This window comes from Ruegeria atlantica, from assembly GCF_013032505.1.
GTDB lineage: Bacteria > Pseudomonadota > Alphaproteobacteria > Rhodobacterales > Rhodobacteraceae > Ruegeria > Ruegeria atlantica_F.
Genome location: NZ_WQCG01000002.1, coordinates 917982 through 942128, shown reverse-complemented (window position 1 = coordinate 942128; position 24147 = coordinate 917982). Strand labels below are relative to the sequence as shown.

The window sequence follows — 24147 nt, the reverse complement described above, 5'->3', positions numbered from 1 at the left end:
AGATGTAAAGGCTCCAGATCGATGCAGGCAACTACCTTGATACAATCGGGCAAGTATTTGCGATGATCTCGCCTGTTCTCGCGTTCTGGTGAGAGCTATCTGCATTTCCTAGGCGAAACACAATTCACTCGGTCCCCGCGCCAACGCAGATAGGAGACAAAAGATGCCAGATACCACATTCGGACCCAAAGGCTGGATGCCCGAGCGCCTCGATGACCTCTCCGGCAAGACCTACCTCATCACGGGTGCCAACGCCGGTGCCGGGTTTCAGGCCGCGCGGACTCTCCTAAAAAAGAACGCCAAGGTCGTGATGTTGAACCGCTCGTTTGAGAAGTCTCAGGCAGCTGTTGCGGACCTGAAAAGTGAGTTCGGAAGCAAAGCGGAAGTGAGCTTCATTCGGATGGACCTGGCCTCGCTCGCAAGCGTACGCGAAGCTGCGGAAGAAGTTTTGAATTCTGTTCCCCGGATTGATGCGCTCATCTGCAATGCCGCCATCGCGCAGGTGCCAATCCGCAAGCTGACAGAGGATGGGTTCGAGAGCCAGCTCGGCACCAACCATTACGGCCACTTCCTACTCTGTGGTCTTCTGTTTGAGCGTATCGAAGCCTCGAAAGGTCGGATCGTTGTTGTCGCAAGTCTCGGTTACAACATGGGCCTGAAGACGATCAAGTTCGACGACATGAACTGGGAAGAGGGTTACGGGCCTAACACCGCATACTCGCAAAGCAAGCTGGCACAAATGATGTTCGCTTTTGAACTACAGGACAGGCTTGCCGCCGCAAGGCGCACCGAGGTCGAAGTCTATGTCTGCCATCCCGGCTCGTCGGCAACGTCACTGATCAGCACAAGTGGCAGCCGGACGATGCGATTCATCTGGTGGCTCATGACCAAAACACCGATGGTTCAGACCGCCGAGCAAGGGTCCTATCCCGAAGTCATGTGCGCCGCCGAAAAGAATTTGACCGAACAACGCGCGCTCTACGGACCAACGGGCCGCCTTGAAGCCGTTGGCCCGGTTGGCAGGGGTACATTGAACCCACACGCGTATGACAAAACCGTCATGGCAAGGCTTTGGGAGGTCACTGAACAAGAAGTAGGCTTGAAGTGGGAGATTTGATCCAACAGGCCCCGTGCGGCTGATGATGCTTCACCCACCATCGGAAATTCGTGCACCGTGCTGAATTTAGTAGAATCGGCTCAGTGCTGCCGTTCTAGGCAGCAGTCTTTATCGACTGGTGACAGCCAGAAGCGGACACCCGCAACCTGATTTTGCACCTTCCAAAAAGCGGGACAAAACCGCCTCTCGCGGCAACCGTGCTAAGGGCCGCTAAACAATCTCGTGTTTCAATGTCGGACAGACACGAATGTTGCCTGAGTTTCGCCACCCTTCTCTTACGCCAGACTGTTGCGAAGTCTTTCTGCAAACAATTGCGCAAATTGTTTTGTTGCAGCTGATCGGAACTGCGTGGGGGGGTAGACTGCATAGATACCTCCTGTTGGAAGCACCCAGTCCGGAACAAGCTGGATCAATCCGCCGTTTTCGATCTCTTTCTTAACGAAAAAATCGGGCAGAATTGAGATTCCAGCCCCTTCCTGCACCATCGCCTTGATTGCTGGTGTTACGTCTGCCCGAAGGGCGGGGTTCATTTGAACATCAGTGGTTTCACCAGTGGCACTCAAAAACTTCCAGTTTAGTGGGTTTGGCAAGGCTCTGTGTTCAACGAACGGAAAGGCTGCCAATCCTTGCGGATGTTCCGGTTTCCCAATTTGTTCAGCCAATTTTGGCGATGCCACGACGATTTGCTGAAATCCCGACAACTTACGCGCAACGTTGGCGGAATCTGCAAGCCAGCCTACCCGATATGCAATGTCAAATCGGGCCTCGACCGGATCAAACCGCGTATCGCTGAGCGTGAGATCAATCGTGACAGCCGGATACGCGATGCGAAACTCGGCAACGACCGGCGAAACGTACGTAACACCCATGTCGAGCGGGGCTGTGATGCGCAGGTTTCCAGTCGGTTCTGCACGCCCTTGTTTTACCATTTCATATGCTTCTTCGGCTTGCGCTACTGATGCACGTGCGGCTTCAAAGAAGGATTGTCCGGTTTCCGTAAGATTCAGGTGGCGAGAGTTACGCACCACAAGAGTTGCCCCAAGCTCTTCCTCCAGAAGCTGAAGCTGCTTGCTGACAACCGCCTTGCTAATACGCATGCGATCAGCGGCCGCCGTGATGGTTCCTTCCTCGGCAATGGCAACAAAATACTCCAGCCGGTTAAGATTTGGTTTTTTCATATTCGTCATCTTTTAGCTGACAGTATGTCTATATAAGTTGTCTTTAGTCTACAATGTTGACGCCTTATTTGTGGTTCACCAAAACGGAGACTGCAATGACGCGCTTCACGTATATCTATGATAACTATTGCGGCTGGTGCTATGGCGCCGCCCCGGTGATTGATGCGCTGATTGAGAGTGGCGCTGATGTCACCGTTATGCATCGCCATTTGTTCCAGGGCGCAAATGCAGACCGAATGGGCGATGGCTTCGCGCGAATGGCTTTGCAAATTGACCGACGCATTGAACAGCTGACCAGGCAAACGTTCAGCGACGCTTATGTTCAAAACACTCTGGGAAACCCGGATGAAGTGCTGGATTCCAGCCTGACCGCATACGCCGCAGCTTTGGTTCATGACCAGGGTGCCAGCGCTGAGATGAAGCTGGCACATGTTTTGCAACAGGCACGTTATGTAGACGGCATTACTGCGGGTAACGGCGAAGCGGTCCGTAGTGCACTGATTGAATTTGGCGTGAACCGTCCGTTGGACGAAGGCAGAAACCACGCCCGGCAGATCAGTATGGACGCTGCAAATTTGCAATCACGGTTCGGTACGCAAGGTGTCCCGACACTGGTGATGCAAACCGACGGCGTAACAACCCAAGTCGACGTCTCAACCTACTACCACTTTCCTGAAGAGATCGCGGCATTAGCCGCATAAGTGCAAGGAGCACCCCTATGAAGACGATCCTCACTTCTACTGCAGCCATGCTGCTGTCCACCGCAGCCTTTGCGGCTGATCTCACCATCACCGCCTTCAGCCCGAATGAAGGCAGTCTGTTCCCGGTCTCATCGAACCTGATCGAAGGTCCGAATGAGGTGATCCTGGTGGACGCCCAGTTTGAAAAAGACGATGCACAGCAACTGGTTGATATGATCAAGGCAACCGGAAAATCCCTGACGACCGTCTTTATCAGCCACAAAGATCCTGACTTCTATTTCGGGTTGGATACGATTCGTGCAGTTTACCCGGATGTCAAAATTGTCGCGACACCTGAGACCGTCAAAGGAATCGAGAAAACGATCCAGCTCAAATATGACTTCTGGGGTCCGATCTTGGACGCGAACGCCCCATCCGATTTGATTGTACCTGACGTTCTGGAAGGCGACAGCTTGACGGTAGACGGTGAAATCGTGCAGGTGATCGGCCTCGATGGGCACGATCCGGTTCATACATTCCTGTGGGTCCCTTCGGAAAAAACCGTACTAGGAGGCGTTGTTCTTTATGAAAACGTGCATGTCTGGATGGCCGACAACCAAACTCCGGAAAGCCGCGACAGCTGGCGCGCAACGCTGGATCAGATTCTGGAATTAAACCCAAAACGGATTATTCCGGGCCACGTCATTGGCGACAGCGCAGAGAACGCAAGCATCGTTGATTTCACTAAAGAATACGTCGCCGCATTCGAGGCTGCGGCAGACAAGGCGGAAGGTTCAGCAGAACTCATCGCCGCAATGCAGGCAGCCTATCCCGACTTTGAGAACGTGAGCGATTTGGAGCTAAGCGCTCAGGTTATGGCAGGCGAGCGTTCCTGGCCGTAAGTGTAAACCGACATCAGAAGCCGTCTAGCTCGGTTGCTGTATCACAAAGGGGGTGCTGGGCCATCAAATCCAGCGCCTCATCACCAACCGCACAAAGCATAGTCCGTTGAAAGCTACACAGCATTCGCCACTAAAAAGAGAGGCAAATTATGTCTTGCAAGTTCATGGACGCCAAGAGCGCCCAGTACAACATTATTGGTGCGGCTCTGCTTGCACTCGGTTCAGCGGCACCGTTTGCGGCTAACGCCCATGAGCAAAACATGACCCCTTTGGAAATTGTCATAAGCACCTATGAAGGCGAATCCTCCGAAGAAAACGGACGCAGCCTTCAGGCGTATCTGGCTCCTGACGCCAAATGGACCGAGGCGGCGGGTTTTCCTTATGCGGGAACTTATACCGGTTTTACCGAAATCGCGGAAAACGTTTTTGCGCGATTGGCTTCCGAATGGACCGACTATCGGTTTGTCCCTGAACACTATGTAGCCGATGGCCATCGCGTCGTCGCATACGGGACCTACTATGGAATGTACAATGCAACCGGCAAGGCATTTTCGGCGCGCGTTTCACATGTCTGGCAGGTCGAAGACGGCAAGATCGTAAAATTCGAACAGTTCGTCGACAGCGCGCCTGTAAAGGAAGCGATGGAGTAATTCGCCCCATCTCCTCTGAATACCGATTTCACTCAACGTCAGTCGGCGGACTCAAAACCGCGCCGCCGATCAAATCTCGGGAATGAAGAAAATGATAGCAGCTCTGAACAAACAATCTCTGCGGGTTCTCAGCATTCTGCGGATCATGACGGGCCTTCTGTTTTTGGCTCATTGAACCCAGAAAATACTGAGCTTTCCTGCGCCGCCAGAGTGGGAAGTCGCGACATTCTCGATGCCATGGTTTGCTGGTATGCTGGAACTGTTCGGCGGCTCGCTGATCGTTCTGGGCCTGTTTACCCGTCCGGTGGCATTCCTTCTGTCCGGCTTGATGGCCAGCGCCTACTTCATTGCCCACGCTCCACAGAGCTTTTATCCGATTCTGAACAATGGCGACGCCGCAATTCTGTACTGCTTCGTTTTCCTGTACTTTGTGTTTGTAGGCCCGGGCCGCTGGAGTCTGGATGCGAAGATGGGTCGGGAATAGCTGAGGAGGAGTTTAATGACTCATTCAAGATCTCGCCGAAAAGTTCTCGCTGGAATAACTTCTGCTACAGGAAGTCTACTCCTATCCAGGACCGCGTTTGCTGCAGAGCTGACACCGCGCGCTGCAGAAGGACCATTTTATCCGACCAGATCGATGCGCAAGAGCGATATTGACAATGACTTGGTCAAGGTCGCAGGGCTTGTTCGCGAGGGAGGTGGGGAAATCATCACGCTCAAAGGCCAGATTACCGATCGCAACAGCACCCCGATAACCGGTGCGCGCATCGAAATCTGGCAATGTGATGTAAATGGAAAGTACTTGCACCCCGGCGATAATCGTCCGGTGCGCTATGACCAGGGATTTCAGGGCTTTGGCCACGATATCACGGATGACGCTGGCAATTATGCGTTCCGCACGATCAAGCCAACCAAGTATCCGGGGCGCACGCCACATATTCATGTGAAGGTCTTCGATGGACGTCGAGAGGTGCTGACCACACAGTTCTATATCGATGGTGATCCGGATAATTCAAAAGACGGGCTTTATCGCAGGATGTCGAAAGCTGAAGCCAAGGCCGTTTCTATGGCATTCACCGAAGGGCCGAAAGGCAAAGAAACCATCGTAAACATTGTTGTCTAACGGTGTCGACTGGGTCAGTAAAGGAACAGACTTTGAAAAACTCATTATCGCTGCGGCCATTGGCGCAGCCGCAGCGAAATGATGCTTTGTTCCGCGAGGTGACCTTTCATTTTTGTTCCACTGAACAGCCATCGCTCAACCAAAGATCGCTTCACAGAACACCGGTTCAGGGATGATCGCGGTTCGGTAGGATGCCAAAAAACACCCAATGGTTATGAACCCGCAATTCGAGGCGAATATCAACCTTAGCGGCCATATGGAATTACCAGCAATTCGATTGGCGGAATGTTTGGACTTTTCCCAAAAGAAGTGCGGACTGATAGAAGGGGTCGGCCGCCGACTCCAACCTTCCTGAAGTCAGCTTGTTAAGCTCATTGGAAGGTTTGGTGGATGTTTGTGGACGTCTCAAGCAGCGCTTGTTCGATGGTTGCTCTTTGCCGCGCAAATCGTGTCGTTGGCACTGGAATCGAGATCGCGTGCAGATCTCCGACCCAGTCAAAGAAAGAAAACCCGATTGCCGACACGCCGGCAGAATGCTCGTCCAAATCATAGGCAAGGCCCTGTTCGCGGACCGTATTCAGTTCGGAAAGGAACTCATTCAAATTCCTTTGGATACCATTCCGTTCCCATTCGTTCTGAATAAGCTTTGTCGCATCTCCTTCATCGAGCTGAGCGAGGCAAGCTTTCCCATTTGCAGTGGTGGTCAGCGGAAAAACCTCGCCCACTTGCGAAACGGTCGTTAATCGATAGACGCCTGGGACCTGATCTAAGAAAACCATGCCGATACCGCGCATGACGGCGAGGTCTGTGGTTTCCCCGGTCTTTTGAGTCAGTTCCGTCAAAAGCAGCCGGCAGTGTTCGACGATGCTGTACTGTGCGGCGCCCACGAGAGCGCTTAGTTCGGGGCCGAGCCTCAAGCCACCTCCGTTTGCATCTGCTATGACAAGTTTTTCTTCAGCAAGTGCGCTTGTGATTCTCTGTACCGTAGAGCGGGGCAGGTCAACACGCTCGGCAATTTTCCCCAAGCTCATTCCGGATTGATTTTCTTTCAGAACACGCAAAATCGAGGCCGCTCTGGAAATGACCTGAATGCCACCTTTACCCGCTTTTTCAGACATTTAACCTACCTCATCCTGTCCCGGCATCGTAATTTCGGATACCTGGTAATTTATTAGTGATGTACCACAATGCGGTGCAAGTCAACCGTATAGTGAGTTTTTAGTTGACCGTAATGCGGTGCGTATGCATCATCATACGGGACAGATGGGGAGGCCCCCAGACAATTGAAAAGCGAACACCGCCGCGTTGTCGGCGAACAGAGGAGATATGCCCAATGGTCGAAATCCGCGGCATTGAGTTTCAGGCAAACACCGACAATGACATGGGGCTTGAGTTTTACAACCTGAGCCACAGATACGGGTTTCAGTGCCCCAACTGGCCGTATTTCAAGGACGTCCAGATCGACCGAAAGCACTATATGGCCAAGTCCGGCGTATTGTCTCAGACGATTACCACGACGATGCACGTGACCACGCATATTGATGCGCCAGCGCATGTTGTTCAGGGAACGCCGTTCATCGACGAGGTCCCGCTTCCCCATTTCTTCGGCTCGGGTTTGGTGGTCTCTGTACCCAAAAAGAAGTGGGAGCAAATCACCGGAGATGATCTGGAGAAGGCTTGTGGTCACGCAATCCGCAAAGGCGATGTGCTGATCATCAACACCGGCTGGCACAAGCAGTATGAAGATGGCGACTACTTTGCTTATTGCCCGGGTCTCGTTCCTTCCGCTGCTGAGTGGATGATTGAGAAAGGCGTGAAAGTCGTTGGCCACGATACCCAGGCGAACGATCACCCGCTGGCAACTGCCATCGGTCCGCAGCGAAACGGTCCGATCATGCCTCATCTCGAAAAAGAGTATCTTGAATGGTCAGGCGGGACACCGTGGGAGGTTGATTTCCCCGAGTGGGAGCCAGTGCACAACATGCTGTTCTCCAAGGGTATTCTCGGAATTGAAAATGTCGGTGGTGATTTGGATGCGGTGACTGGCAAGCGTTGCACTTTCGCGTTCTTCCCGTGGAATTGGGACCGTGGCGACGGCTGTATCATCCGATTGGTGGCGATGATCGATAAGAACCAGTCGTACCGCATCGAGGCTGGCGAAGATTTCTGAACACTCACGGACCGGTCGCCGGTTCGCCGGCGGCCGCCTTTAACCTTGAGCGGAGACGGACATGCATTTGAAGCGTTTTAAAGACGCCCAACCCTACGAAGCACCGAACCATTTTGGGTGTCATGGGCTTCGTTTGCAGGGGTTTGAGGAAGGCGGGCCGACAAATCAGTGGATCGGCTTCAGTCAGTTCCTGCCGGGCGGTGGTGCAGGACCGGACTCTACGCCTTTTGAGAAAGTCTACGTGGTCTTGGAAGGCGAGATGACCGTCATCGTTGATGGCGCCGAAACCACGCTTGGTCCCATGGATAGCTGCACAATCGCGCCGGGCGAAGTGCGCAAAGTTGAAAACCGCGCCAACTACACCTGCAAAATGCTGGTGGTCATTCCGTATCCGCCAGAAAGCTAAGGACGAAAAGAATGTCTGATATACTCAAGATGTTTGACGTTAATGGAAACGTCGCGCTGATCACCGGAGCCTCGGGTGCGTTTGGAATGGTTGCTGCCCGCGTCTTGGCCGGAGCTGGTTGCAACCTCGTTCTGGCGGCGGGAAACCAAGATGCGCTCGATGAGATTGCCAAAGAGTGCAAGGCACTTGGTGCCACCGTCCTAGCAATAAACACACGTCCGACTGATGAAGCGTCATGTGAGGCATTGGTCGACGAAGCCGTCAACAACTTTGGTAAGCTCGACATTCTCGTTGTCGCGTCCGGTATGAACAAAGTTGCGCCGATCAACGAAATGGCGCCAGAAACCTTTGACGCAGTGATGGACGCCAACGTGAACCAGAGCTGGCTTTTGGCGCGCGCGGCGGCGGCACACATGAAGGTGAGCGAATATGGCAAGATCATTTTCGTCAGTTCCGCTCGTAGTATCCTGGGCCACCCAGCCGGTTACACGGCGTATTGCGCGTCAAAGGCGGCCGTGAACGGTATTACTAAAGCCTTGGGATGTGAGCTGGGTCCAACAGGGATTACCGTCAACGCGATTGCGCCTACAGTATTCCGTTCGCCTTTGACCGCTTGGATGTTCGAAGAAACCGACGAAGCGAAGGCGGTGCGCGATGGCTTCTTGACCCGGGTTCCCAAAGGACGACTAGGTGAGCCAGAAGACCTTGCAGGTCCGCTCCTTTTTCTCGCGTCGCGGGCATCTGATTTTTACACCGGGCATATCCTTCATGCCGATGGCGGATACACGGCGGGTTAAAGAATGGTGCGCAAGAAGCAGCAGATAGCGGTAATTGGTGCGGGGCTGATGGGGCATGGCATTGCCCTGACTTTGGCAAGAGCGGGCCAGTATGTCGCCATCACAGATCCGGTGCTAGAAGCCCGAGATACGGTATCAGAGCGCATTCGCTCCAGTATGACCGCGATGGGGGATGACGAAGTCACAATCACAAAGACCCTCAAGATTATTGAGATCTTTGCGACGACTGAAGGTGCGGTTCGAAATGCTGACGCTGTATTCGAAGCCGCGCCCGAAAAACTGGAGCTTAAGCAAGCGATTTTTGCTGAGATTGAAGCGCATGCACCAGAGACCTGCATTCTCGCATCAAATACTTCGGTCATGCCGATCACTCAGATCATGTCTGGGCTGCGGCTGAAAAACCGGGCCCTCGGAACACACTGGTGGAACCCGGCACACATGATCCCGTTGGTCGAAGTCATCAAGACGGAATGGACAGACCCTGAGATTGCACAGACGATGTTCGATTTGTTGAAGGATGCCGGGAAAACTCCGGTGGTGGTCGAGAAAGACGTGCCCGGCTTTATCGGCAATCGCCTACAACACGCGTTGTGGCGCGAAGCGGTCAGTCTGGTGGAAAACGGGATATGTGACGCGGAAGCGGTTGATACTGTGATCAAGTCCAGCTTTGGGCGGCGATTGGCGGTCCTCGGTCCGTTGGAAAACGCGGATCTGGTTGGCACCGATCTGACGCTCGATATCCACGAAAACGTGCTGCACGATCTTGAGGCACAAAAGGGCCCTTCATCCTACCTGAAGTCGCTTGTCGAAGCGGGTAAGCTAGGCATGAAGTCCGGCGAAGGATTCAGAACATGGGCCGAGGGCGAGGCGGATCAGGTTCGCCAGCGCGTCGCGACACATCTGAAAAATCTCGAGAAGACTTTGTAAGATCAATCAAACACTGGCGGGAGGCCGGTGAAGGGAGGACGCAATGACAAGGACTTTCAAAACGGCCACGAGGCGCGGTTTTATTGCCGGGGCTACGGCGGCAATCGCTGCTCCGGCCATCCTCCGGGCAACGCGTGCTTATGCCGCAAACCCGACGTTAAGGATTGGCAATGTGAGCCCGCGTACCGGTCCATTGGCTGGTTTCGCTGAGGCCGACGAGTATGTGCTTCAAGCCATCCAGCAGGTCTTTTCGGCCGGGTTGAATAACAACGGAAAGACCTGGAGTGTCGAGATCATCTCAAAAGACAGCCAGTCCAACCCGAACCGCGCAGCGGAGGTCGCCGCCGACCTGATCCTAGGTGACGAGGTCGATATTATCGTTGCGGCGTCAACTCCGGACACAGTGAACCCTGTCGCTGATCAGGCAGAGATCAACGAAGTTCCCTGCATCACAACAGACTGTCCTTGGCAGCCCTATTTCTTTGGTCGCAACGGCGTTCCGGGTGAGGGGTTTGAAACGACCTATCACTTCTTCTGGGGCTTGGAGGATGTGATCGCAGCATTCCTTGATATGTGGGACAAAACTGGCGTGACCAAGACAGTGGGTGGTCTTTTCCCCAACGATGCTGACGGTAATGCTTGGGGCGATGCGGAACTGGGCCTGCCTAAACCGCTCGCCGCAGCCGGCTACACGCTGACCGATCCCGGTCGCTATCAGCCTCTATCCGACGATTTCTCAAACCAGATCGCAGCGTTCAAGGCTGCTGGATGCGAAATCGTCACTGGCAACATGATCCCACCTGATTTCGCTACGTTCTGGAGCCAAGCCGCCCAACAAGGGTTCAACCCGAAGGTCGTGACCATTGGCAAGGCACTTCTGTTCCCATCCGTCATTGAATCGCTGGGCGACCGTGGTGACGGGTTGTCGACCGAGGTCTGGTGGTCACCGCATCATCCGTTCTCGTCCTCTCTCACAGGTATTTCTTCGAAAGATCTGGCAGAAGGGTACACGGCAGAATCTGGCCGACCTTGGACCCAACCCCTTGGCTTTAAACATGCCCTGTTTGAGGTCGTCGCGGATGTCGTCAAACGGGCGGATGATTTGGAAGACCCATCTTCGATCATTTCAGCAATCACGTCCACGAACCTGAACACAATTGTAGGGCCGGTAAACTGGGGTGATGGGCCGATGAACAACGTCACCAAAACGCCGCTGGTCGGTGGTCAGTGGCAGAAGTCCGGGGACACCTACGAATTGCAGATCGTAGCAAATAGCACCGCGCCCGAAGTTCCGGTGACAGCAGATATGAAACTGCTGGGCTGACCAGATGTTCGGTGCCGGTCTTGGTGCCGAACTTTCTACCAGAGAGAAGCATGTCGACAATCTTGAGACTCCAAGACCTGAGCAAGGCATTTGGCGCGGTCACTGTTGCCGATGCTATGAGCTATGAGGTCCAGCAAGGCGAAGCACTCGGGGTCATAGGTCCCAACGGTGCCGGTAAAACCTCGATGTTCAATCTGATCACCGGGACGCTCAAATCGAATTCCGGGGTGATAGAATTCAATGGGCAAAACGTGACGAAATGGAGCGCGGCAAAGCGCAGCCATGCAGGCATTGCGCGGTCATTTCAGGTCCCGCAGCCGTTTTCGGGCATGACTGTTTTCGAAAACGCAATGATCGCCGCCACGCAATCGGCCGGCTTGCATGGGCATCAGGCTGAGCGCTTTTGCCTGGAGGTTCTGGACCAAACGGAGCTGTTGCCCAAGGCAAACGTTCTAGCGGGCAGCCTGACTTTGTTGGAACGCAAACGCCTGGAACTGACACGCGCGCTCTGCGCCAAACCCAAACTGCTGTTGCTGGATGAGATTGCCGGTGGTTTGACCGAAGCTGAGTGCAAATCACTGGTTCAGACCATCAAGGACATCCACGCCTCTGGCGTCACCATAATCTGGATCGAACATGTTGTGCACGCCCTGCTGGCTGTCGTGGATCGTCTGATCGTCATCGACTTCGGAAAGAAGATCGCCGAGGGCGAGCCGCAGGCAATCATGGAAAGCGCTGAAGTCAAAGAAATCTATCTGGGGATCGAAGCCGATGCCTGATCCCATTCTTCAAACACGCGGCTTAAATTCTTACTACGGTGATTTCCAAGCGCTCTACGATGTCGAATTGGACGTTGGCGAAGGCGAAGTTCTTGCCATCATCGGTGCGAACGGCGCAGGCAAGACGACCCTGATGCGATCTATCACCGGGCTGCTGACGAACGGACCGGATCAGATTCACTACCGGGGTCAGGATATCAGCCGCCTTCGCGCAGACCAGGTTGCAGAGCTTGGCTTGGCGATGGTCCCAGAGGGTCGTCAATTGTTCCCCTCTTTGTCAGTCAAAGAAAACCTTATGATCGGGGCTCAAGTTGGTCGAGCGGGCCCTTGGGATTTGAAAGCCGTCTATGATCTATTCCCGATCCTTGAAGAGCGAAAGGATCAGGCCTCTACATCGCTGTCGGGCGGTCAACAGCAGATGGTCGCCATCGGGCGCGCATTGATGGCCAATCCCGATCTGATCCTCTTCGATGAAATCAGCCTCGGGCTCGCGCCGATCATCATTAAAGACATCTACGAGGCTCTGCCCGGCATCATCGGTGAGGGCATGAGTGCGATCATCGTCGAGCAGGACATAACCAAGGCACTGTCGGTCTCGAGCCGGGTCTACTGCCTGCAGGAGGGGCGCGTTTCGCTGGAAAGCGCGTCTGACACCGTTTCGCGTGAAGACATTTCACGCGCGTATTTCGGGATCGAATAATATGGAATGGCTGAACGCTATCGTGCAGGGAACTTTGCTGGGTGGGCTATACGCGCTGTTTGCCGCAGGCCTGTCGTTGATTTTTGGCGTCATGCGGCTCGTCAATATTGCCCATGGCGATTTGATTGTGCTGGCCGCGTACCTCGGGCTGACCGTGACGACCGCGACGGGGATGCACCCGATGGCCGCGTTGGTCATTGTCGTTCCCGCCATGGCGCTGATTGGGTATGCCCTTCAACGCGGCCTACTGAACCAAACTCTGGGCGATGATATTCTTCCACCGCTGCTTGTCACCTTCGGACTGAGCGTGATTATCCAGAACGGGTTGTTGGAGGTCTACACGGCCGACCCCCAAACATTGAATGCAGGTTCGCTGGAAACAGCCAGCGTTGCGGTAGGCGGTGTGACCCTCGGGATCTTACCGCTACTGACCTTCGGGATTGCCATCGCTGTGATCTGGGGGCTGCAATGGACCTTTTATCACACCGCGCTTGGTCGCGCGTTTCGGGCCGTGTCCGACAATCAAGACATCGCGCAGCTCATGGGCCTTAATCGTCGGCACATCTTTGGGCTGGCTATGGCTCTGGCGCTGGGCGTAACAGCAATCGCCGGTATCCTGCTTGGCATTCGGACAAGCTTTGATCCTTCCATCGGTGGCGGTCGCCTGATCTTTGGCTTTGAGGCCGTCATTATCGGTGGGCTTGGCAACCTTTGGGGCACGTTGATTGGCGGCGTCATCCTTGGGGTCGCGCAAACCATCGGAGCCAAGATTGATCCGGGCTGGCAGGTGCTTGCCGGACATATCGCTTTCCTTGTCATTCTTGCCGTTCGTCCGAACGGCCTCTTCCCGAGGATTTCCGGATGAACCTGCAGGACTACTCTGTATCTCGATCATCAAAAGCAGCACGTGTTGCAGCGATCCTGGCCGCAATCGGTTTGCTTGTTCTGATTGCAGCGCCCTGGTGGGCAGGCCGCGCCGACATGCGCCTGATGGGCGAGCTGTTTCTCTACCTGTCCCTGGCCACTCTCTGGAACCTCATGGCGGGTTATGCCGGTCTCGTCTCGGTTGGCCAGCAGGCTTACGTGGGCTTTGGCGGCTACATGCTCTTCGCACTTACGATGCTGGGCGGTCTGCACCCACTGGTTGCCATTGCAGCCGCAGGCGTGCTGGGGGCTTTGATCTCGATCCCGGTGGCTGTTCTGATCTTCAGACTTCGGGGCGCTTACTTTGCCATAGGTACCTGGGTCATCGCTGAAGTCTTTCGGCTGAGCTTCGCACAAATTTCTGCGCTTGGCGGGGGATCGGGATCTTCGCTACCCGTCGCCATTGTCAAATCTTTGGCGTCCGGTCGCGCGATGCGAGAGGCACTGAGCTATTGGCTGGCGCTCGGAGCCGCTGTGCTGGTCGTGACGGCCGTGTATCTCTTCCTGCGCTCGCGCCAAGGTTTGGCGTTGACGGCAATTCGCGACAACGAATTGGCCGCCGGTAGCCTCGGCATCGATATCTGGCGCACAAAGTTCATCGTGTACGTTGTCACATCGGCATTCACGGCAATGATCGGCGCGCTGATCTTCTTGCAAAAGCTGCGCATATCACCGGATGCGGCGTTCAGCGTCAATGACTGGACTGCTTTCGTTATCTTCATCGTGGTAATCGGCGGTATCGGAACCATCGAGGGGCCGATCATCGGCACTCTCGTCTTCTTTGCGCTCCGCGAAACTCTGGCGGACCTTGGCACTACTTACCTGATCGTGCTCGGTGTGGTCGCAATCGTTGTCATGCTCAAGGCACCGAAAGGCATCTGGGGCGTGATCCGCAGCCGCTATGATCTGCAACTATTCCCGTTGGGCTATCGCGTAAAGCACATCGGACAATCCAAGGAAAACTGAACCAATGGCCAGCCAGAAAAAAACGATCATCACATGCGCTGTGACAGGAGCAATCCACACGCCCACTATGTCGGATGCACTTCCGTACAACTATGATGACATCGCACGGCAGGCAATCGAGGCCGCCGAGGCCGGAGCGTCGATACTACATCTGCATGCCCGCAACCCCGAGAACGGTTCTCCATCGGTCGACCCGAATGACTTTGCGCCATTCCTGCCCCGCATAAAACAGGCGACTGACGCCGTTGTGAACCTATCGACCGGTGGATCGCTGACATTGTCCATTCAGGACCGGATCAACCCGGCCAAGACTTTCAGCCCCGAAATGTGCTCGATGAATATGGGCTCGATGAACTTCTCGTTTCACCCATTGGCCAACCGGTATGGCGATGACGATTGGAAATTTGATTGGGAGAAGGACTATGTCGCGAACTCCGATCAGAACATCTTTCGCAACACGTTCCGGGACATTCGCGAGGCGGCGGAAACACTTGCGCCGCATGACATCAAGTTCGAACATGAATGCTACGATGTGGGCCATTTGTATAACCTGAAATTCTGCATGGATATCGGGCTGTTCAAAGCGCCGATCTTTATTCAGTTCATCTTTGGTATACTCGGCGGCATCGGGTCCGAGGTCGACAACCTGATCTTCATGAAACGCACTGCAGATCGCCTGTTTGGCGATGACTACCGCTGGTCCGTTCTCGGAGCCGGCGGTGCGCAAATGTCGCTTGCTACCACTGCAAGTCAGATGGGCGGCAACCTTCGCGTTGGCCTGGAAGACAGCTTGTTCATCTCGCGTGGAAAGTTGGCCGAAAGCAACGCTCAGCAAGTCGCCAAAATTCGGCGTATCGTAGAAGATCTGGGCAGTCAGGTAGCGACGCCTGATGAAGCCAGGGAAATTCTTGATTTGAAGGGGGGAGACCGCGTCGCCTTCTGACGATTGGACTAACCTCCCATAGAGTGACTTATTTTTGGAATTTCGAAAATCCTTAGGAGATTGAACCATGCGATTGGTATATTTGGCAATCAGCGCGCTTTTACTGGGTTTTGTCACCGTTCAGGCTCATGCGCAAAACGAAGCCCAGGACATCACCAACCTTTTGCTCAGCAACCGATCTGGAGACTGCGCGGATTATGCAGGAGTGTATTCCGCTTCTGTGGAGGACGTCACGCGTCAACAACGGTTTAACTCCGAAATCGAAATCTCGGCAAATAGCCAGCACTGCACCCTCAAGACCAATGGCATTCCCAACCATGATTTCAACGGGCCTACAGCCAACTTCGCTAACAATGTACGCGAATTGCCTGGTACTTTTCGGATTCCCAGAAATCCGGAAAAGGCCCGCAACCAAACCGCGCTGTCGCAACGAAGTTATGATGCCATTTTGTTGAATGGCGTGCCGGTCGATTTGCTTTCGGCTGGGTGTTATCGCCCGAGCGGCTCGCGAGCAGACAAGAACGGCAATGTATTGGCGGGGTGTCGAGATACTGATCCATGGTTGCTCGATCCGCCGTCTTACGATCAGTATTTTGGTGTAGATCTACACAATGCCCATGCCCAGCCCGATGGCAGGTATCATTACCATTCCAATCCAAATGCTCTGTTTTTGGATCACGATCTTGATAAGCCGTCACCAGTTATTGGCTTCGCCGCTGACGGCTTTCCGATCTACGGGACGATATTCAAAGACAGGGATGGTACGATAAGACCTGCGATTTCCGGCTACCAACTCAAAACCACACCTCGGCCTGCACCGCCGAATGGTCCGGGTGGTACTCCGGACGGGACGTATATCGACGATTACGAGTATACCGGGACGGGAGATCTGGATGAGTGCAATGGCATGAATGTAGATGGCCAGTACGGATACTATGTCACCACAAGCTACCCGTGGGTGCTCAACTGTTTGGTCGGAAAACCTGACAGCTCATTCGACAAAAGGTGATCGCTAGCTCGTATTTTTGGAGGTGCAGTTTTGACCTATCCTGGATTGATCCAGACACTTGGTGTTTCCTCCGCGAAACTAACAATACGTCCAAATTGCTCGCAATTCTGATCTGATTGGGTTTGCCATCTGTTTAAAGCGGTCACAGTATTTCATTTAATTTGCGACTGCTGCCTTGGCACTCATATCAGGTGTTCTTTGCAAGCATGGTCAAAGGATGAATTCAGGCACGGCTAGGTGATTGTGCTGGCTATACACTGACAAGCTGACCACTCAATCAGAGAACGCTTCACATAACTCCCACAGGACGCTCGTGTTTCGGTGTTGTTCAGTAAACAGCCAGTGGTTTTGTACCCCGCCAATGAACGCTTCTATTAACGATGATGTCTTTCTTGCACCCAAGCCTTTTAGCCAAGCGTTTCTTTCAGCCTCTCTGATCATGAGAGATAGAATACTGGGGCGCCAAATGACTTGGCCCCGGTAAACTGTGGGTTGCGACGAAGCGACAAAAGCACAAGGCTCGCTTCGCCGTACGCTGTAGTTACTTCAGATAAGTGTTGAACCAATCAATGGTGCGGTCCCAGGCTAGGTTTGCCATTTCCTCGTCATAACGAGGCGTGCTGTCGTTATGAAAACCGTGGTTGGCACTTTCGTAGATGTAGGCCTCGTAAACCTTTCCGTTGGATTGAAGAGCAGCCTCAAAATCTGGCCAACCTGCGTTGATGCGCTCATCAAGCTCCCCCATCTGAATCAGCAGCGGTGCCTGAATTTTGGCTACATCTTCGGCTGCTGGCTGGCGGCCATAGAACGGCACACCCGCCGCCAGTTCCGGGTAGGCCACCGCAATTGCGCTGACCACACCACCGCCATAGCAGAAACCCACAGCGCCAACCTTCCCGGTGCAGTCTTCTCGGTTCAATAGGTATTCAAATCCATTGAAGAAATCGTTCATTAATTCGACCCGGTCCACTGTCTTTTGCAGCTCGCGCCCATCCGCGTCGTTGCCTGGGTATCCTCCCACTGACGTCAGACCGTCGGGGGCCAGTGCCATAAACCCGGCTTTTGCCAACCTGCGCGCCACATCCTCGATGTAAGGATTCAGGCCGCGGTTTTCGTGGATCACCAGCACCCCGGGCAGGGGCTCTTCAACGCCGGCGGGTCGGACAAGGTAGCCGCGAACATCACCGGTTCCATTCGGTGAAGGGTAGGTGATGTAGTCCGCGTGGATATCGGGATCGTTGAACGACACTTGCTGAGCCATCGCATAGTTCGGGCTGAGCAAGTTCAGCAGCGCGACCGCTGTCACGCCGCCGACCGCGAACTTGCCTGCGCGGTCCAGGAATTGGCGCTTGGTGATCTTGCCGTGCGCGTAAAAGTCATACAGGTCCAGAAGTTCCTGGTCGAAGTCTTTTGCCGTCATGCGAGTCATTGTGGATCTCCTGATGAGTTTGGCAGTCTGAAGGGTGGGTAGTATCCGATCTGAAGGTCTTGATTTGATTGAGCGTCTGGCTGGGCTTCCTAAGATAACGCCGGTGACCGTTCCTTGTTCGCGTACCGTTCGCGCAGCGCGTTCTTTTGAACTTTTCCCATAGTGTTTCGCGGCAACTCCTGGACGAGTTCGTAGCGGCGAGGATGTTTGAACCGCGACAGCTTGTTTCTGATGATTGACTCGATCTGTTCCACCTGAAGCTGTGCTCCAGGCTCGGCAACCAGAGCGGCAATGATTGCTTCACCGAAGTCTTTGTCGGGGACGCCGAAAACCGCCGATTCCTGAACGCCATCGACATCGTTCAAAACGTCTTCAATTTCTTTAGGGTAGACGTTGTAACCACCAGTGATGATCAGGTCTTTTGACCGACCTACAATCGACAGGTAGCCATCCTCGCTGTATTGGCCCAAATCTCCGGTGATGAAGAACCCACTCTCTCTAAGCTCTTCGGCGGTCTTTTCGGGCATCTGCCAGTAGCCTTGAAAAACATTGGGGCCACGCACTTCGATCATTCCAACCTCGCCCTGGGGCAGCGGTTCTCCAGTTTCAGGGTTGGTTACGATCACCTCGGTTCCGGGTAGAGCCATACCGACAGTTCCCGCGCGACGCTCACCGCTATAAGGGTTAGAGGTGTTCATGTTCGTTTCGGTCATACCATAGCGTTCGAGGATACGGTGGCCGGTGCGTGTTTCGAACGCCAGATGGGTTTCGGCCAGCAATGGGGCTGAACCGGAAATGAAAAGACGCATGTTCTCTGTGATCTCATCGGTGAATCCGTCATCCGCGAGCAATCTAGTGTAGAAAGTGGGGACTCCCATCAGAAGGGTCGAATGCGGCAATTCCTCCAGGATCGAGCCAACGTCGAACTTTTCCATCAGCCGCACTTTGGAACCGGCGAGTAGAGATGTGTTCATCGCCACGAAAAGCCCGTGCGTGTGAAAGATGGGCAACGCGTGAATCAAGCGATCAGAGTCGGTGATACCCCACAAATCGACAAGGGCTTGGGCGTTGGAAAGCAGGTTTCGGTGGCTGAGCATCGCTCCCTTGGACCGGCCCGTGGTACCGGATGTGTAAAGAAGCGCTGCGAGGTCGTCCGGCGCGCGATCCACGGTTTCGAATACACAAGGCTGTGCGTCCGCTTCGCGGCTCAAGCTTGGATTTTCTCCACCCAAGGTCAGCAGCTTTGCACCAGACCGGGTTGCCAATTGCTCGAATTCAACTTTGTCGTGGCTGTCGCAAACGATTAACGCAGGTTGCGCATCAGAGATGAAATAGTCCAACTCTGCCATGGTATAGGCAGTGTTTAGGGGCAGGTAGACAGCACCTGCCTGAACCGAAGCGGCATAGAGAGCAATCGTGTCGGCCAGCTTGGGCGCTTGCACAACGATGCGATCGCCGGGGGAAACTCCGCTGTTCTGCAAGACATGCGCGATCTGGGCGGTGCGCTGCAGAAACGCGTCATAAGAGACTACCTGGCCATTATCGAGTTGCAGGAATGGAGCCATGTTGCCCTCATGGCGGGCAAACAAACTGTCGTAAAGTGCATTAGTCACGCTGTATTTTCCCTAGGCTTTACCGCAAGCGTCGCAGTTGAAGCCGCGCGAATTGAACGCGAGGCTTGGATCGTGGCACGTGTCGCGAATTCTTCATGATAACGTTCTGTATTGTTCAAATCGTAAAGGTAGTTGACCATCGCGCCTCCGGACTGGACGCGTCCGTTTGGCGACTGATCTGCCTCGGCATGCAGGTCATGAAGCTCGGCGCCATTGCCCAAGTGAAAGCGCGCCACAGGATCCAGCGGCATCCCATCTTCGCGCTTGGCAAACATCAAGTACCGGGCGGCCATCGCGCGCACGTCCTGCGGTGTTGCTGTTTCTGCAAGCACGGCCTCGGCGGCATGCCCGTGTTCCGGGTGGTCTGTTTCACCGGCCAGCCAACGGTTTAGCCCGGGTATCGGGGACAATGTCACAAAGGTATCAAGCCCGCGAAGCTCTCGCGAAAGCTCGGTCACAACCTGCTTTATCAATAGATTCCCAAAGCTGATGCCCGCCAAACCCTTTTGGCAGTTTGAAATTGAATAGAACGCCGCGACCTTTGCCTGCTCGGCTTCGATCGGTTCTCGTGCTTCGGATAGAAGCGTATCTATTGCATCCGGGATTTCGGCGGTCAGAGCGACCTCAACAAAAATCAGTGGCTCATCTGGCATCGAAGGATGGAAGAACGCAAAACAACGACGGTCTGGCGGGTAGAGCCTTCGACGCAAATCGTCCAGATCGTTGATTTGGTGCACCGCTTCGTAGGCGACGATCTTATCCAGAACGCGGGCTGGGGTGTCCCAGCTGATTTGTTTGAGGACCAGAAAGCCCCGGTTGAACCAGCTGCGCAGTAAATGGACGAAATCTATATCCGTTCGCTTGAGTTCCGGTTTGGATTTGAGAAAGCGCAGCAGATCAACGCGCATGGCCACAAGTTCCTGCGTCGCACCAGACGGCTGGTTCAGCCGTCGCAACAACTCTTGCCGCCGTGGCTCTGAGACTTTACTAAGTCTTTGATAAAGATTGACACTTTGGTCACTGGCGTAGAGGCGGGCTGCTTCGGAAAGCTGAATTGCGTCCAACTCAAGTTGATCATTCAAATAGACAAAAAAGTCTAGTTTCTCCGCATCATTCAGGGTGTGGTAGCGCTCAAGGATCGTAGACGCGAGCGTGAAGCCTGATACTTCACCTTCGGCAGATAAAAGCGCCTCACATAGTTCGGCAATTGACCGTTTGTCATCCTTGCCGCGCCTTTTTTCGGGACGGTCCAGCAATTGGTTTAGTAGATCACCCAGAAACCAATTCCGCTGCATTTCAGGGCTCCATCCGACTGCTCAGGTACTCACCTGTTCGACGGTAGTGATCGATCAAATGCCGAGTTGCGCTGTCTGCATCGTGATTTAATGCGGCGTCCAGGATTTGCTGATGTTCGGCGGCGATGTCTCGCTTTTTGTAGCTCGACCCGCCGGCCGCCAGATAGCGGTATCGAATGTTCAGGTCATAAAGCTGCGAGCAATACCGCAGCAGCAAGGGCAGTTTCGAATTGTCCAACAAGGCCATGTGAAACGCCTTATGAGCGTCCTCAAAGTCGCGCGCTCCGTTCTGGCTGGCCTTTTTCATATGATGGTGACGCAAGACAAGCCGATCTTCCCAGGCCGCATCCGCATTGCTGATGGAAGCACGCAACGCGGTTTCTTCAAGGTTGCATCGAAGCAGAAGGATTTCCTCAAAGTTACACTTGCTGACTGGCGCTGCCCGAAATCCGCGCTGATCAATCCGTTCGACCAACATGTCTGAAGTCAAAAGGCTAAGCGCTTCACGAACCGGACTAGCGCCAGTGTCCAAAAGCCCACGAAGCTGTTCGATCTTGAGTTTTTGACCCGGAGGTAATTCTCCGGTCAGGATCATTTCGCGCAGCCTTCGATACGCTCCATGAGTGGCTGATGTCTCTTTGCCCTCAGTATCAAGCATGGCGTCCATATCCGACTGTTCCTATTTCGCGGCAAATACTCTTGAGTGCACTTAACTGAAGGCACTCGTTCCAGTCGATAGACCAACTGAAAGGTTCAGCGAGCCTTCGTTGATCAACCAGCGCCGAAGTACAAAGCTACGCGCCCCGCTTTTGTGCATAGGATCGTCTTCGGCCAGCTTCCGGGCGGTTTCAAGGCTGTCAGCGCGATAGATGATCAGCCCCATCCCCTGCATATGCTCGCCGGTTTCATCCGACATGGGGCCTGCAAAAGCCAGCTGCCCCAAACGTTCAAGCTGCGTCTGATAAGCCAAGTGATTTGGCAGTGACGCCTTTACGTCTTCGGGCGCTTTGGCTGGCGTGCTCAGCGCGACGTAAAGCTCCAAAGCAAGCGCACCGCGGCTTTTTGCTTCTGATTTGTAGTCTGCCCAAGCAACCATTTGCTGTCTCCAAAAATATCGATATTATTTGACATATGGCAAAATAGTCGGCAAAAATCAAGCGAGCTGACATGGATGGTGAAAATGAAATACCTGGTGGGAGAGACTTCGGAAGGCACAGCGGTTTTTGCTGTAAACGGCGAAAACGCAGTGAATCTAACGGCTTTGGACCCTGCCGTCGGTTCGGATTTGATGGGTTTGATAGCCAAGCCTGAACTGGCCGACTCACTTGCCAGCAAAATTGACGCCGCAAACACTGTGCCCGTGTCTTCCATCACTCCGGCATTGCCCGTTGCCGCTCCCGGAACGATCATTTGCATGGGGTTGAACTACACGGACCACATCAAGGAAGGCGGGTATGACATCCCGGAATATCCAACGCTGTTCATGCGCGGGAAGAACTCGATCATGGCGGCAGGGCAACCTATGGTGCGGCCTGCCTGTTCCGAGAAGCTCGACTACGAAGCCGAACTTATGTTGATCGTTGGAAAACGCGGCCGCCATGTCTCGGAGCAGGATGCACTGGATTATGTCTTTGGCTACACTGTATTCAACGATGGTTCGCTGCGGGACTATCAGCGCAAAACCGTTCAGTGGACGCCCGGCAAAAACTTTGATGACACGGGCGCGATTGGTCCTTTCACCGTGACGCCTGATGAGTTGCCCGAAGGGGCATCAGGTCTGAAGATTGAAAGCCGTGTGGGTGACGAAATCCTGCAAAGTTCGAACACGGCCAATATGATCTGGGGCGTTCGTCAGGTCATCGCGACGATCTCGGAATATACTACTCTGGAGCCGGGGGATCTTATTGCGCTGGGTACGCCGCCTGGCGTCGGACACGCCAAAAAGCCCAATCCCCGTTGGTTGAAGCCCGGCGAAACCGTTGAGGTCGAGATTGAAGGCATCGGAATTTGCACCAGCCCAATCATTGACGAAAAAGACGCCAAGTCCAAGGTGGCCGCAGCATGAGCGCACCAACCGGAGCAGAGCTGGAGGCACTTCGTGCCAAGGCGCAGCAAGATCACCGCGATCTGCGCGAGCGCATTCCACGCTTGTCGGATGACGCGATCGCCCTGATCCTGCGCGAATCCAGATCGCACTACGCGTGGACCAACAAGCCTGTTTCTGACGACCTACTTGAAGAGATCTACGACATCACGATCAACGGTGCGACCAGCATGAATACGTTGCCCGCGCGCTTCGTTTTCGTAAAAAGTCCCGAAGGGAAAGAGCTGCTTGCAAAGTCTTTAAAGCCCAAGAATTTGCCAAAGATGATGGATGCTCCGGTCACGGCGATCATTGCCTATGACATGGACTTCTGGAAGGAACTGCCCTTTCTTTTCCCGCACGAAGACCGTCGGCCATTGTTCGAAAACAAGCCCGACTACGTGGCAGACACGGCCTTTCGAAATGGCACGCTTCAGGGCGCCTACTTCATGATTGCGGCCCGGGCGGTCGGGTTGGACGTCGGCGCCATGTCAGGTTTTTCGAACAAGATCGTCGACGAGGAGTTCTTCGCGGGCACGACGCTCAAGTCCAATTTTCTTTGCAATCTGGGCTACGCGGACGAGACCGGATTGTTCCAGAAGCTTCCACGTTTTCCATTCGAAAAGGTTTGCTCTTATGCATGAGGAGGTGACGCTGTGGCTATGAAAGTGAAACCCGTCGTGACGTACCGCACGACAGCTCAATGCCCGACTCATGCGCGGACTGAAATACCAATTCGCGATCTTGATGTTGTTGTCGATGAACCCGTCGAACGCGGCGGGACAAATCTTGGTCCGTCTCCGACCGAAACCGCAATGGCAGCGCTGATCGCCTGTACGAATGTCATCGGGCACAAGAACGCATATCGGTTGGGAGTTGACCTCGGCACGGTGACAATCGACGCGAAATGCAGGCTGGATCGGCGCGGTGTCCTTATGGAGGAAGAGATCGATGTTCCGTTTCCGGAAATCGAACTCACCGTGAATTGTGAGACGCACGCCAGTCAGGAGGAGCTGACACGCGTGGGCGAGGAGACAGCTAAGTATTGCGCGATCGCAAAACTGTTTGAAGCGGCAGGCACGGACCTGACCGTCAACTGGGTCAAAACAAACAATTAAAGACAAAAGACCCG

The 24147-nt window shown here is 54.2% G+C and carries 27 protein-coding genes; 20 read left to right on the top strand and 7 right to left on the bottom strand.

What is annotated here, in order from left to right:
* The first annotated feature begins 163 nt into the window (after nucleotides 1-163).
* On the top strand, nucleotides 164-1117 hold the full coding sequence (locus GOW92_RS11260) for an SDR family oxidoreductase (RefSeq protein WP_170560674.1): 954 nt from the start codon (nucleotides 164-166) through the stop codon (nucleotides 1115-1117).
* A 275-nt stretch (nucleotides 1118-1392) separates the two neighbouring features.
* On the opposite strand, the gene GOW92_RS11255 is transcribed toward GOW92_RS11260, so the two are convergent.
* Entirely contained in the window at nucleotides 1393-2295 is a 903-nt protein-coding gene (locus GOW92_RS11255) for a LysR family transcriptional regulator (RefSeq protein WP_170560673.1), read from the bottom strand.
* Nucleotides 2296-2390: 95 nt separating this feature from the next.
* Here GOW92_RS11255 and GOW92_RS11250 point away from each other — a divergent pair, with 95 nt between their 5' ends.
* From GOW92_RS11250 to GOW92_RS11230, 5 genes are all read left to right on the top strand, one after another.
* Nucleotides 2391-2996, top strand: coding sequence for a DsbA family protein (locus GOW92_RS11250; protein WP_170560672.1), 606 nt, complete (start codon nucleotides 2391-2393; stop codon nucleotides 2994-2996).
* A gap of 17 nt (nucleotides 2997-3013) precedes the next feature.
* Complete coding sequence (locus tag GOW92_RS11245) at nucleotides 3014-3877, top strand: MBL fold metallo-hydrolase (RefSeq protein ID WP_170560671.1); 864 nt, start codon at nucleotides 3014-3016, stop codon at nucleotides 3875-3877.
* Between the two features lie 164 nt (nucleotides 3878-4041).
* Nucleotides 4042-4527: a nuclear transport factor 2 family protein gene (locus GOW92_RS11240; protein ID WP_217356545.1), complete on the top strand. Its 486-nt coding sequence runs from the start codon at nucleotides 4042-4044 to the stop codon at nucleotides 4525-4527.
* 232 nt (nucleotides 4528-4759) lie between these two features.
* Nucleotides 4760-5011 (top strand): DoxX family protein, encoded by a 252-nt coding sequence (locus GOW92_RS25335; protein ID WP_368040275.1) that lies wholly within the window; start codon nucleotides 4760-4762, stop codon nucleotides 5009-5011.
* A 15-nt stretch (nucleotides 5012-5026) separates the two neighbouring features.
* A complete protein-coding gene (locus GOW92_RS11230) occupies nucleotides 5027-5650 on the top strand; it encodes a protocatechuate 3,4-dioxygenase (protein ID WP_170560670.1) in 624 nt (207 codons plus the stop codon).
* A 371-nt stretch (nucleotides 5651-6021) separates the two neighbouring features.
* On the opposite strand, the gene GOW92_RS11225 is transcribed toward GOW92_RS11230, so the two are convergent.
* Nucleotides 6022-6768 carry an IclR family transcriptional regulator gene (locus tag GOW92_RS11225; protein ID WP_170560669.1) on the bottom strand — a complete coding sequence of 249 codons (747 nt, stop codon included), beginning with the start codon at nucleotides 6766-6768 and terminating at the stop codon, nucleotides 6022-6024.
* A 215-nt stretch (nucleotides 6769-6983) separates the two neighbouring features.
* On the opposite strand from GOW92_RS11225, the gene GOW92_RS11220 reads away from it, so the two are divergent.
* From GOW92_RS11220 to GOW92_RS11170, 11 genes are all read left to right on the top strand, one after another.
* Nucleotides 6984-7820, top strand: coding sequence for a cyclase family protein (locus tag GOW92_RS11220; RefSeq protein WP_155150267.1), 837 nt, complete (start codon nucleotides 6984-6986; stop codon nucleotides 7818-7820).
* Between the two features lie 61 nt (nucleotides 7821-7881).
* Entirely contained in the window at nucleotides 7882-8226 is a 345-nt protein-coding gene (locus GOW92_RS11215; RefSeq protein WP_170560668.1) for a cupin domain-containing protein, read from the top strand.
* A gap of 11 nt (nucleotides 8227-8237) precedes the next feature.
* Nucleotides 8238-9023 (top strand): SDR family NAD(P)-dependent oxidoreductase, encoded by a 786-nt coding sequence (locus GOW92_RS11210; protein WP_170560667.1) that lies wholly within the window; start codon nucleotides 8238-8240, stop codon nucleotides 9021-9023.
* A gap of 3 nt (nucleotides 9024-9026) precedes the next feature.
* Nucleotides 9027-9950, top strand: a complete 924-nt coding sequence (locus tag GOW92_RS11205; RefSeq protein WP_170560666.1) for a 3-hydroxyacyl-CoA dehydrogenase family protein — start codon at nucleotides 9027-9029, stop codon at nucleotides 9948-9950.
* A gap of 43 nt (nucleotides 9951-9993) precedes the next feature.
* Nucleotides 9994-11274 (top strand): ABC transporter substrate-binding protein, encoded by a 1281-nt coding sequence (locus tag GOW92_RS11200; RefSeq protein ID WP_170560665.1) that lies wholly within the window; start codon nucleotides 9994-9996, stop codon nucleotides 11272-11274.
* Nucleotides 11275-11324: 50 nt separating this feature from the next.
* Nucleotides 11325-12053 carry an ABC transporter ATP-binding protein gene (locus tag GOW92_RS11195; RefSeq protein WP_170560664.1) on the top strand — a complete coding sequence of 243 codons (729 nt, stop codon included), beginning with the start codon at nucleotides 11325-11327 and terminating at the stop codon, nucleotides 12051-12053.
* Nucleotides 12046-12753, top strand: a complete 708-nt coding sequence (locus GOW92_RS11190; RefSeq protein WP_170560663.1) for an ABC transporter ATP-binding protein — start codon at nucleotides 12046-12048, stop codon at nucleotides 12751-12753. The genes GOW92_RS11195 and GOW92_RS11190 overlap by 8 nt, the downstream gene beginning before the upstream one ends.
* A 1-nt stretch (nucleotide 12754) precedes the next feature.
* On the top strand, nucleotides 12755-13618 hold the full coding sequence (locus tag GOW92_RS11185; protein ID WP_170560662.1) for a branched-chain amino acid ABC transporter permease: 864 nt from the start codon (nucleotides 12755-12757) through the stop codon (nucleotides 13616-13618).
* Nucleotides 13615-14643 (top strand): branched-chain amino acid ABC transporter permease, encoded by a 1029-nt coding sequence (locus tag GOW92_RS11180; RefSeq protein ID WP_170560661.1) that lies wholly within the window; start codon nucleotides 13615-13617, stop codon nucleotides 14641-14643. The genes GOW92_RS11185 and GOW92_RS11180 overlap by 4 nt, the downstream gene beginning before the upstream one ends.
* Before the next feature lie 4 nt (nucleotides 14644-14647).
* Nucleotides 14648-15586, top strand: a complete 939-nt coding sequence (locus GOW92_RS11175) for a 3-keto-5-aminohexanoate cleavage protein (RefSeq protein WP_170560660.1) — start codon at nucleotides 14648-14650, stop codon at nucleotides 15584-15586.
* A gap of 82 nt (nucleotides 15587-15668) precedes the next feature.
* Complete coding sequence (locus GOW92_RS11170) at nucleotides 15669-16595, top strand: YHYH protein (protein ID WP_170560659.1); 927 nt, start codon at nucleotides 15669-15671, stop codon at nucleotides 16593-16595.
* A 541-nt stretch (nucleotides 16596-17136) separates the two neighbouring features.
* On the opposite strand, the gene yghX is transcribed toward GOW92_RS11170, so the two are convergent.
* The 5 genes from yghX to GOW92_RS11145 all read right to left on the bottom strand — a co-directional run bounded on the left by yghX (nucleotide 17137) and on the right by GOW92_RS11145 (nucleotide 22028).
* Nucleotides 17137-18024, bottom strand: a complete 888-nt coding sequence (gene yghX, locus GOW92_RS11165) for a YghX family hydrolase (RefSeq protein WP_170560658.1) — start codon at nucleotides 18022-18024, stop codon at nucleotides 17137-17139.
* An 89-nt stretch (nucleotides 18025-18113) separates the two neighbouring features.
* Entirely contained in the window at nucleotides 18114-19637 is a 1524-nt protein-coding gene (locus tag GOW92_RS11160) for a malonate--CoA ligase (RefSeq protein ID WP_170560657.1), read from the bottom strand.
* Nucleotides 19634-20932: a malonyl-CoA decarboxylase gene (locus GOW92_RS11155; protein WP_170560656.1), complete on the bottom strand. Its 1299-nt coding sequence runs from the start codon at nucleotides 20930-20932 to the stop codon at nucleotides 19634-19636. Before GOW92_RS11155 ends, GOW92_RS11160 begins: the two co-directional genes overlap by 4 nt.
* Before the next feature lies 1 nt (nucleotide 20933).
* Entirely contained in the window at nucleotides 20934-21590 is a 657-nt protein-coding gene (locus tag GOW92_RS11150; RefSeq protein ID WP_254452979.1) for a GntR family transcriptional regulator, read from the bottom strand.
* A gap of 51 nt (nucleotides 21591-21641) precedes the next feature.
* Nucleotides 21642-22028: a YciI family protein gene (locus GOW92_RS11145; RefSeq protein ID WP_170560654.1), complete on the bottom strand. Its 387-nt coding sequence runs from the start codon at nucleotides 22026-22028 to the stop codon at nucleotides 21642-21644.
* 84 nt (nucleotides 22029-22112) lie between these two features.
* On the opposite strand from GOW92_RS11145, the gene GOW92_RS11140 reads away from it, so the two are divergent.
* From GOW92_RS11140 to GOW92_RS11130, 3 genes are read left to right on the top strand one after another with little or no spacing between them, the layout of a single operon-like run.
* Nucleotides 22113-22997 carry a fumarylacetoacetate hydrolase family protein gene (locus tag GOW92_RS11140; RefSeq protein WP_170560653.1) on the top strand — a complete coding sequence of 295 codons (885 nt, stop codon included), beginning with the start codon at nucleotides 22113-22115 and terminating at the stop codon, nucleotides 22995-22997.
* Complete coding sequence (locus GOW92_RS11135) at nucleotides 22994-23659, top strand: malonic semialdehyde reductase (RefSeq protein ID WP_170560652.1); 666 nt, start codon at nucleotides 22994-22996, stop codon at nucleotides 23657-23659. Before GOW92_RS11140 ends, GOW92_RS11135 begins: the two co-directional genes overlap by 4 nt.
* 18 nt (nucleotides 23660-23677) lie before the next feature.
* Nucleotides 23678-24133 (top strand): OsmC family protein, encoded by a 456-nt coding sequence (locus GOW92_RS11130; RefSeq protein ID WP_170560651.1) that lies wholly within the window; start codon nucleotides 23678-23680, stop codon nucleotides 24131-24133.
* The last annotated feature ends 14 nt before the right edge of the window (nucleotides 24134-24147 follow it).

Coding starts and splice junctions, on each gene's coding strand:
- GOW92_RS11140 (WP_170560653.1), top strand. CDS start 22,113: ATGAAATACCTGGTGGGAGAGACTTCGGAAGGCACAGCGGTTTTTGCT.
- GOW92_RS11200 (WP_170560665.1), top strand. CDS start 9,994: ATGACAAGGACTTTCAAAACGGCCACGAGGCGCGGTTTTATTGCCGGG.
- GOW92_RS11190 (WP_170560663.1), top strand. CDS start 12,046: ATGCCTGATCCCATTCTTCAAACACGCGGCTTAAATTCTTACTACGGT.
- GOW92_RS11150 (WP_254452979.1), bottom strand. CDS start 21,590: ATGCTTGATACTGAGGGCAAAGAGACATCAGCCACTCATGGAGCGTAT.
- GOW92_RS11240 (WP_217356545.1), top strand. CDS start 4,042: ATGGACGCCAAGAGCGCCCAGTACAACATTATTGGTGCGGCTCTGCTT.
- yghX (WP_170560658.1), bottom strand. CDS start 18,024: ATGACTCGCATGACGGCAAAAGACTTCGACCAGGAACTTCTGGACCTG.
- GOW92_RS11230 (WP_170560670.1), top strand. CDS start 5,027: ATGACTCATTCAAGATCTCGCCGAAAAGTTCTCGCTGGAATAACTTCT.
- GOW92_RS11145 (WP_170560654.1), bottom strand. CDS start 22,028: ATGGTTGCTTGGGCAGACTACAAATCAGAAGCAAAAAGCCGCGGTGCG.
- GOW92_RS11210 (WP_170560667.1), top strand. CDS start 8,238: ATGTCTGATATACTCAAGATGTTTGACGTTAATGGAAACGTCGCGCTG.
- GOW92_RS11250 (WP_170560672.1), top strand. CDS start 2,391: ATGACGCGCTTCACGTATATCTATGATAACTATTGCGGCTGGTGCTAT.
- GOW92_RS11255 (WP_170560673.1), bottom strand. CDS start 2,295: ATGAAAAAACCAAATCTTAACCGGCTGGAGTATTTTGTTGCCATTGCC.
- GOW92_RS11130 (WP_170560651.1), top strand. CDS start 23,678: ATGAAAGTGAAACCCGTCGTGACGTACCGCACGACAGCTCAATGCCCG.
- GOW92_RS11185 (WP_170560662.1), top strand. CDS start 12,755: ATGGAATGGCTGAACGCTATCGTGCAGGGAACTTTGCTGGGTGGGCTA.
- GOW92_RS11205 (WP_170560666.1), top strand. CDS start 9,027: ATGGTGCGCAAGAAGCAGCAGATAGCGGTAATTGGTGCGGGGCTGATG.
- GOW92_RS11260 (WP_170560674.1), top strand. CDS start 164: ATGCCAGATACCACATTCGGACCCAAAGGCTGGATGCCCGAGCGCCTC.
- GOW92_RS11220 (WP_155150267.1), top strand. CDS start 6,984: ATGGTCGAAATCCGCGGCATTGAGTTTCAGGCAAACACCGACAATGAC.
- GOW92_RS11215 (WP_170560668.1), top strand. CDS start 7,882: ATGCATTTGAAGCGTTTTAAAGACGCCCAACCCTACGAAGCACCGAAC.
- GOW92_RS25335 (WP_368040275.1), top strand. CDS start 4,760: ATGCCATGGTTTGCTGGTATGCTGGAACTGTTCGGCGGCTCGCTGATC.
- GOW92_RS11180 (WP_170560661.1), top strand. CDS start 13,615: ATGAACCTGCAGGACTACTCTGTATCTCGATCATCAAAAGCAGCACGT.
- GOW92_RS11135 (WP_170560652.1), top strand. CDS start 22,994: ATGAGCGCACCAACCGGAGCAGAGCTGGAGGCACTTCGTGCCAAGGCG.
- GOW92_RS11245 (WP_170560671.1), top strand. CDS start 3,014: ATGAAGACGATCCTCACTTCTACTGCAGCCATGCTGCTGTCCACCGCA.
- GOW92_RS11155 (WP_170560656.1), bottom strand. CDS start 20,932: ATGCAGCGGAATTGGTTTCTGGGTGATCTACTAAACCAATTGCTGGAC.
- GOW92_RS11195 (WP_170560664.1), top strand. CDS start 11,325: ATGTCGACAATCTTGAGACTCCAAGACCTGAGCAAGGCATTTGGCGCG.
- GOW92_RS11225 (WP_170560669.1), bottom strand. CDS start 6,768: ATGTCTGAAAAAGCGGGTAAAGGTGGCATTCAGGTCATTTCCAGAGCG.
- GOW92_RS11175 (WP_170560660.1), top strand. CDS start 14,648: ATGGCCAGCCAGAAAAAAACGATCATCACATGCGCTGTGACAGGAGCA.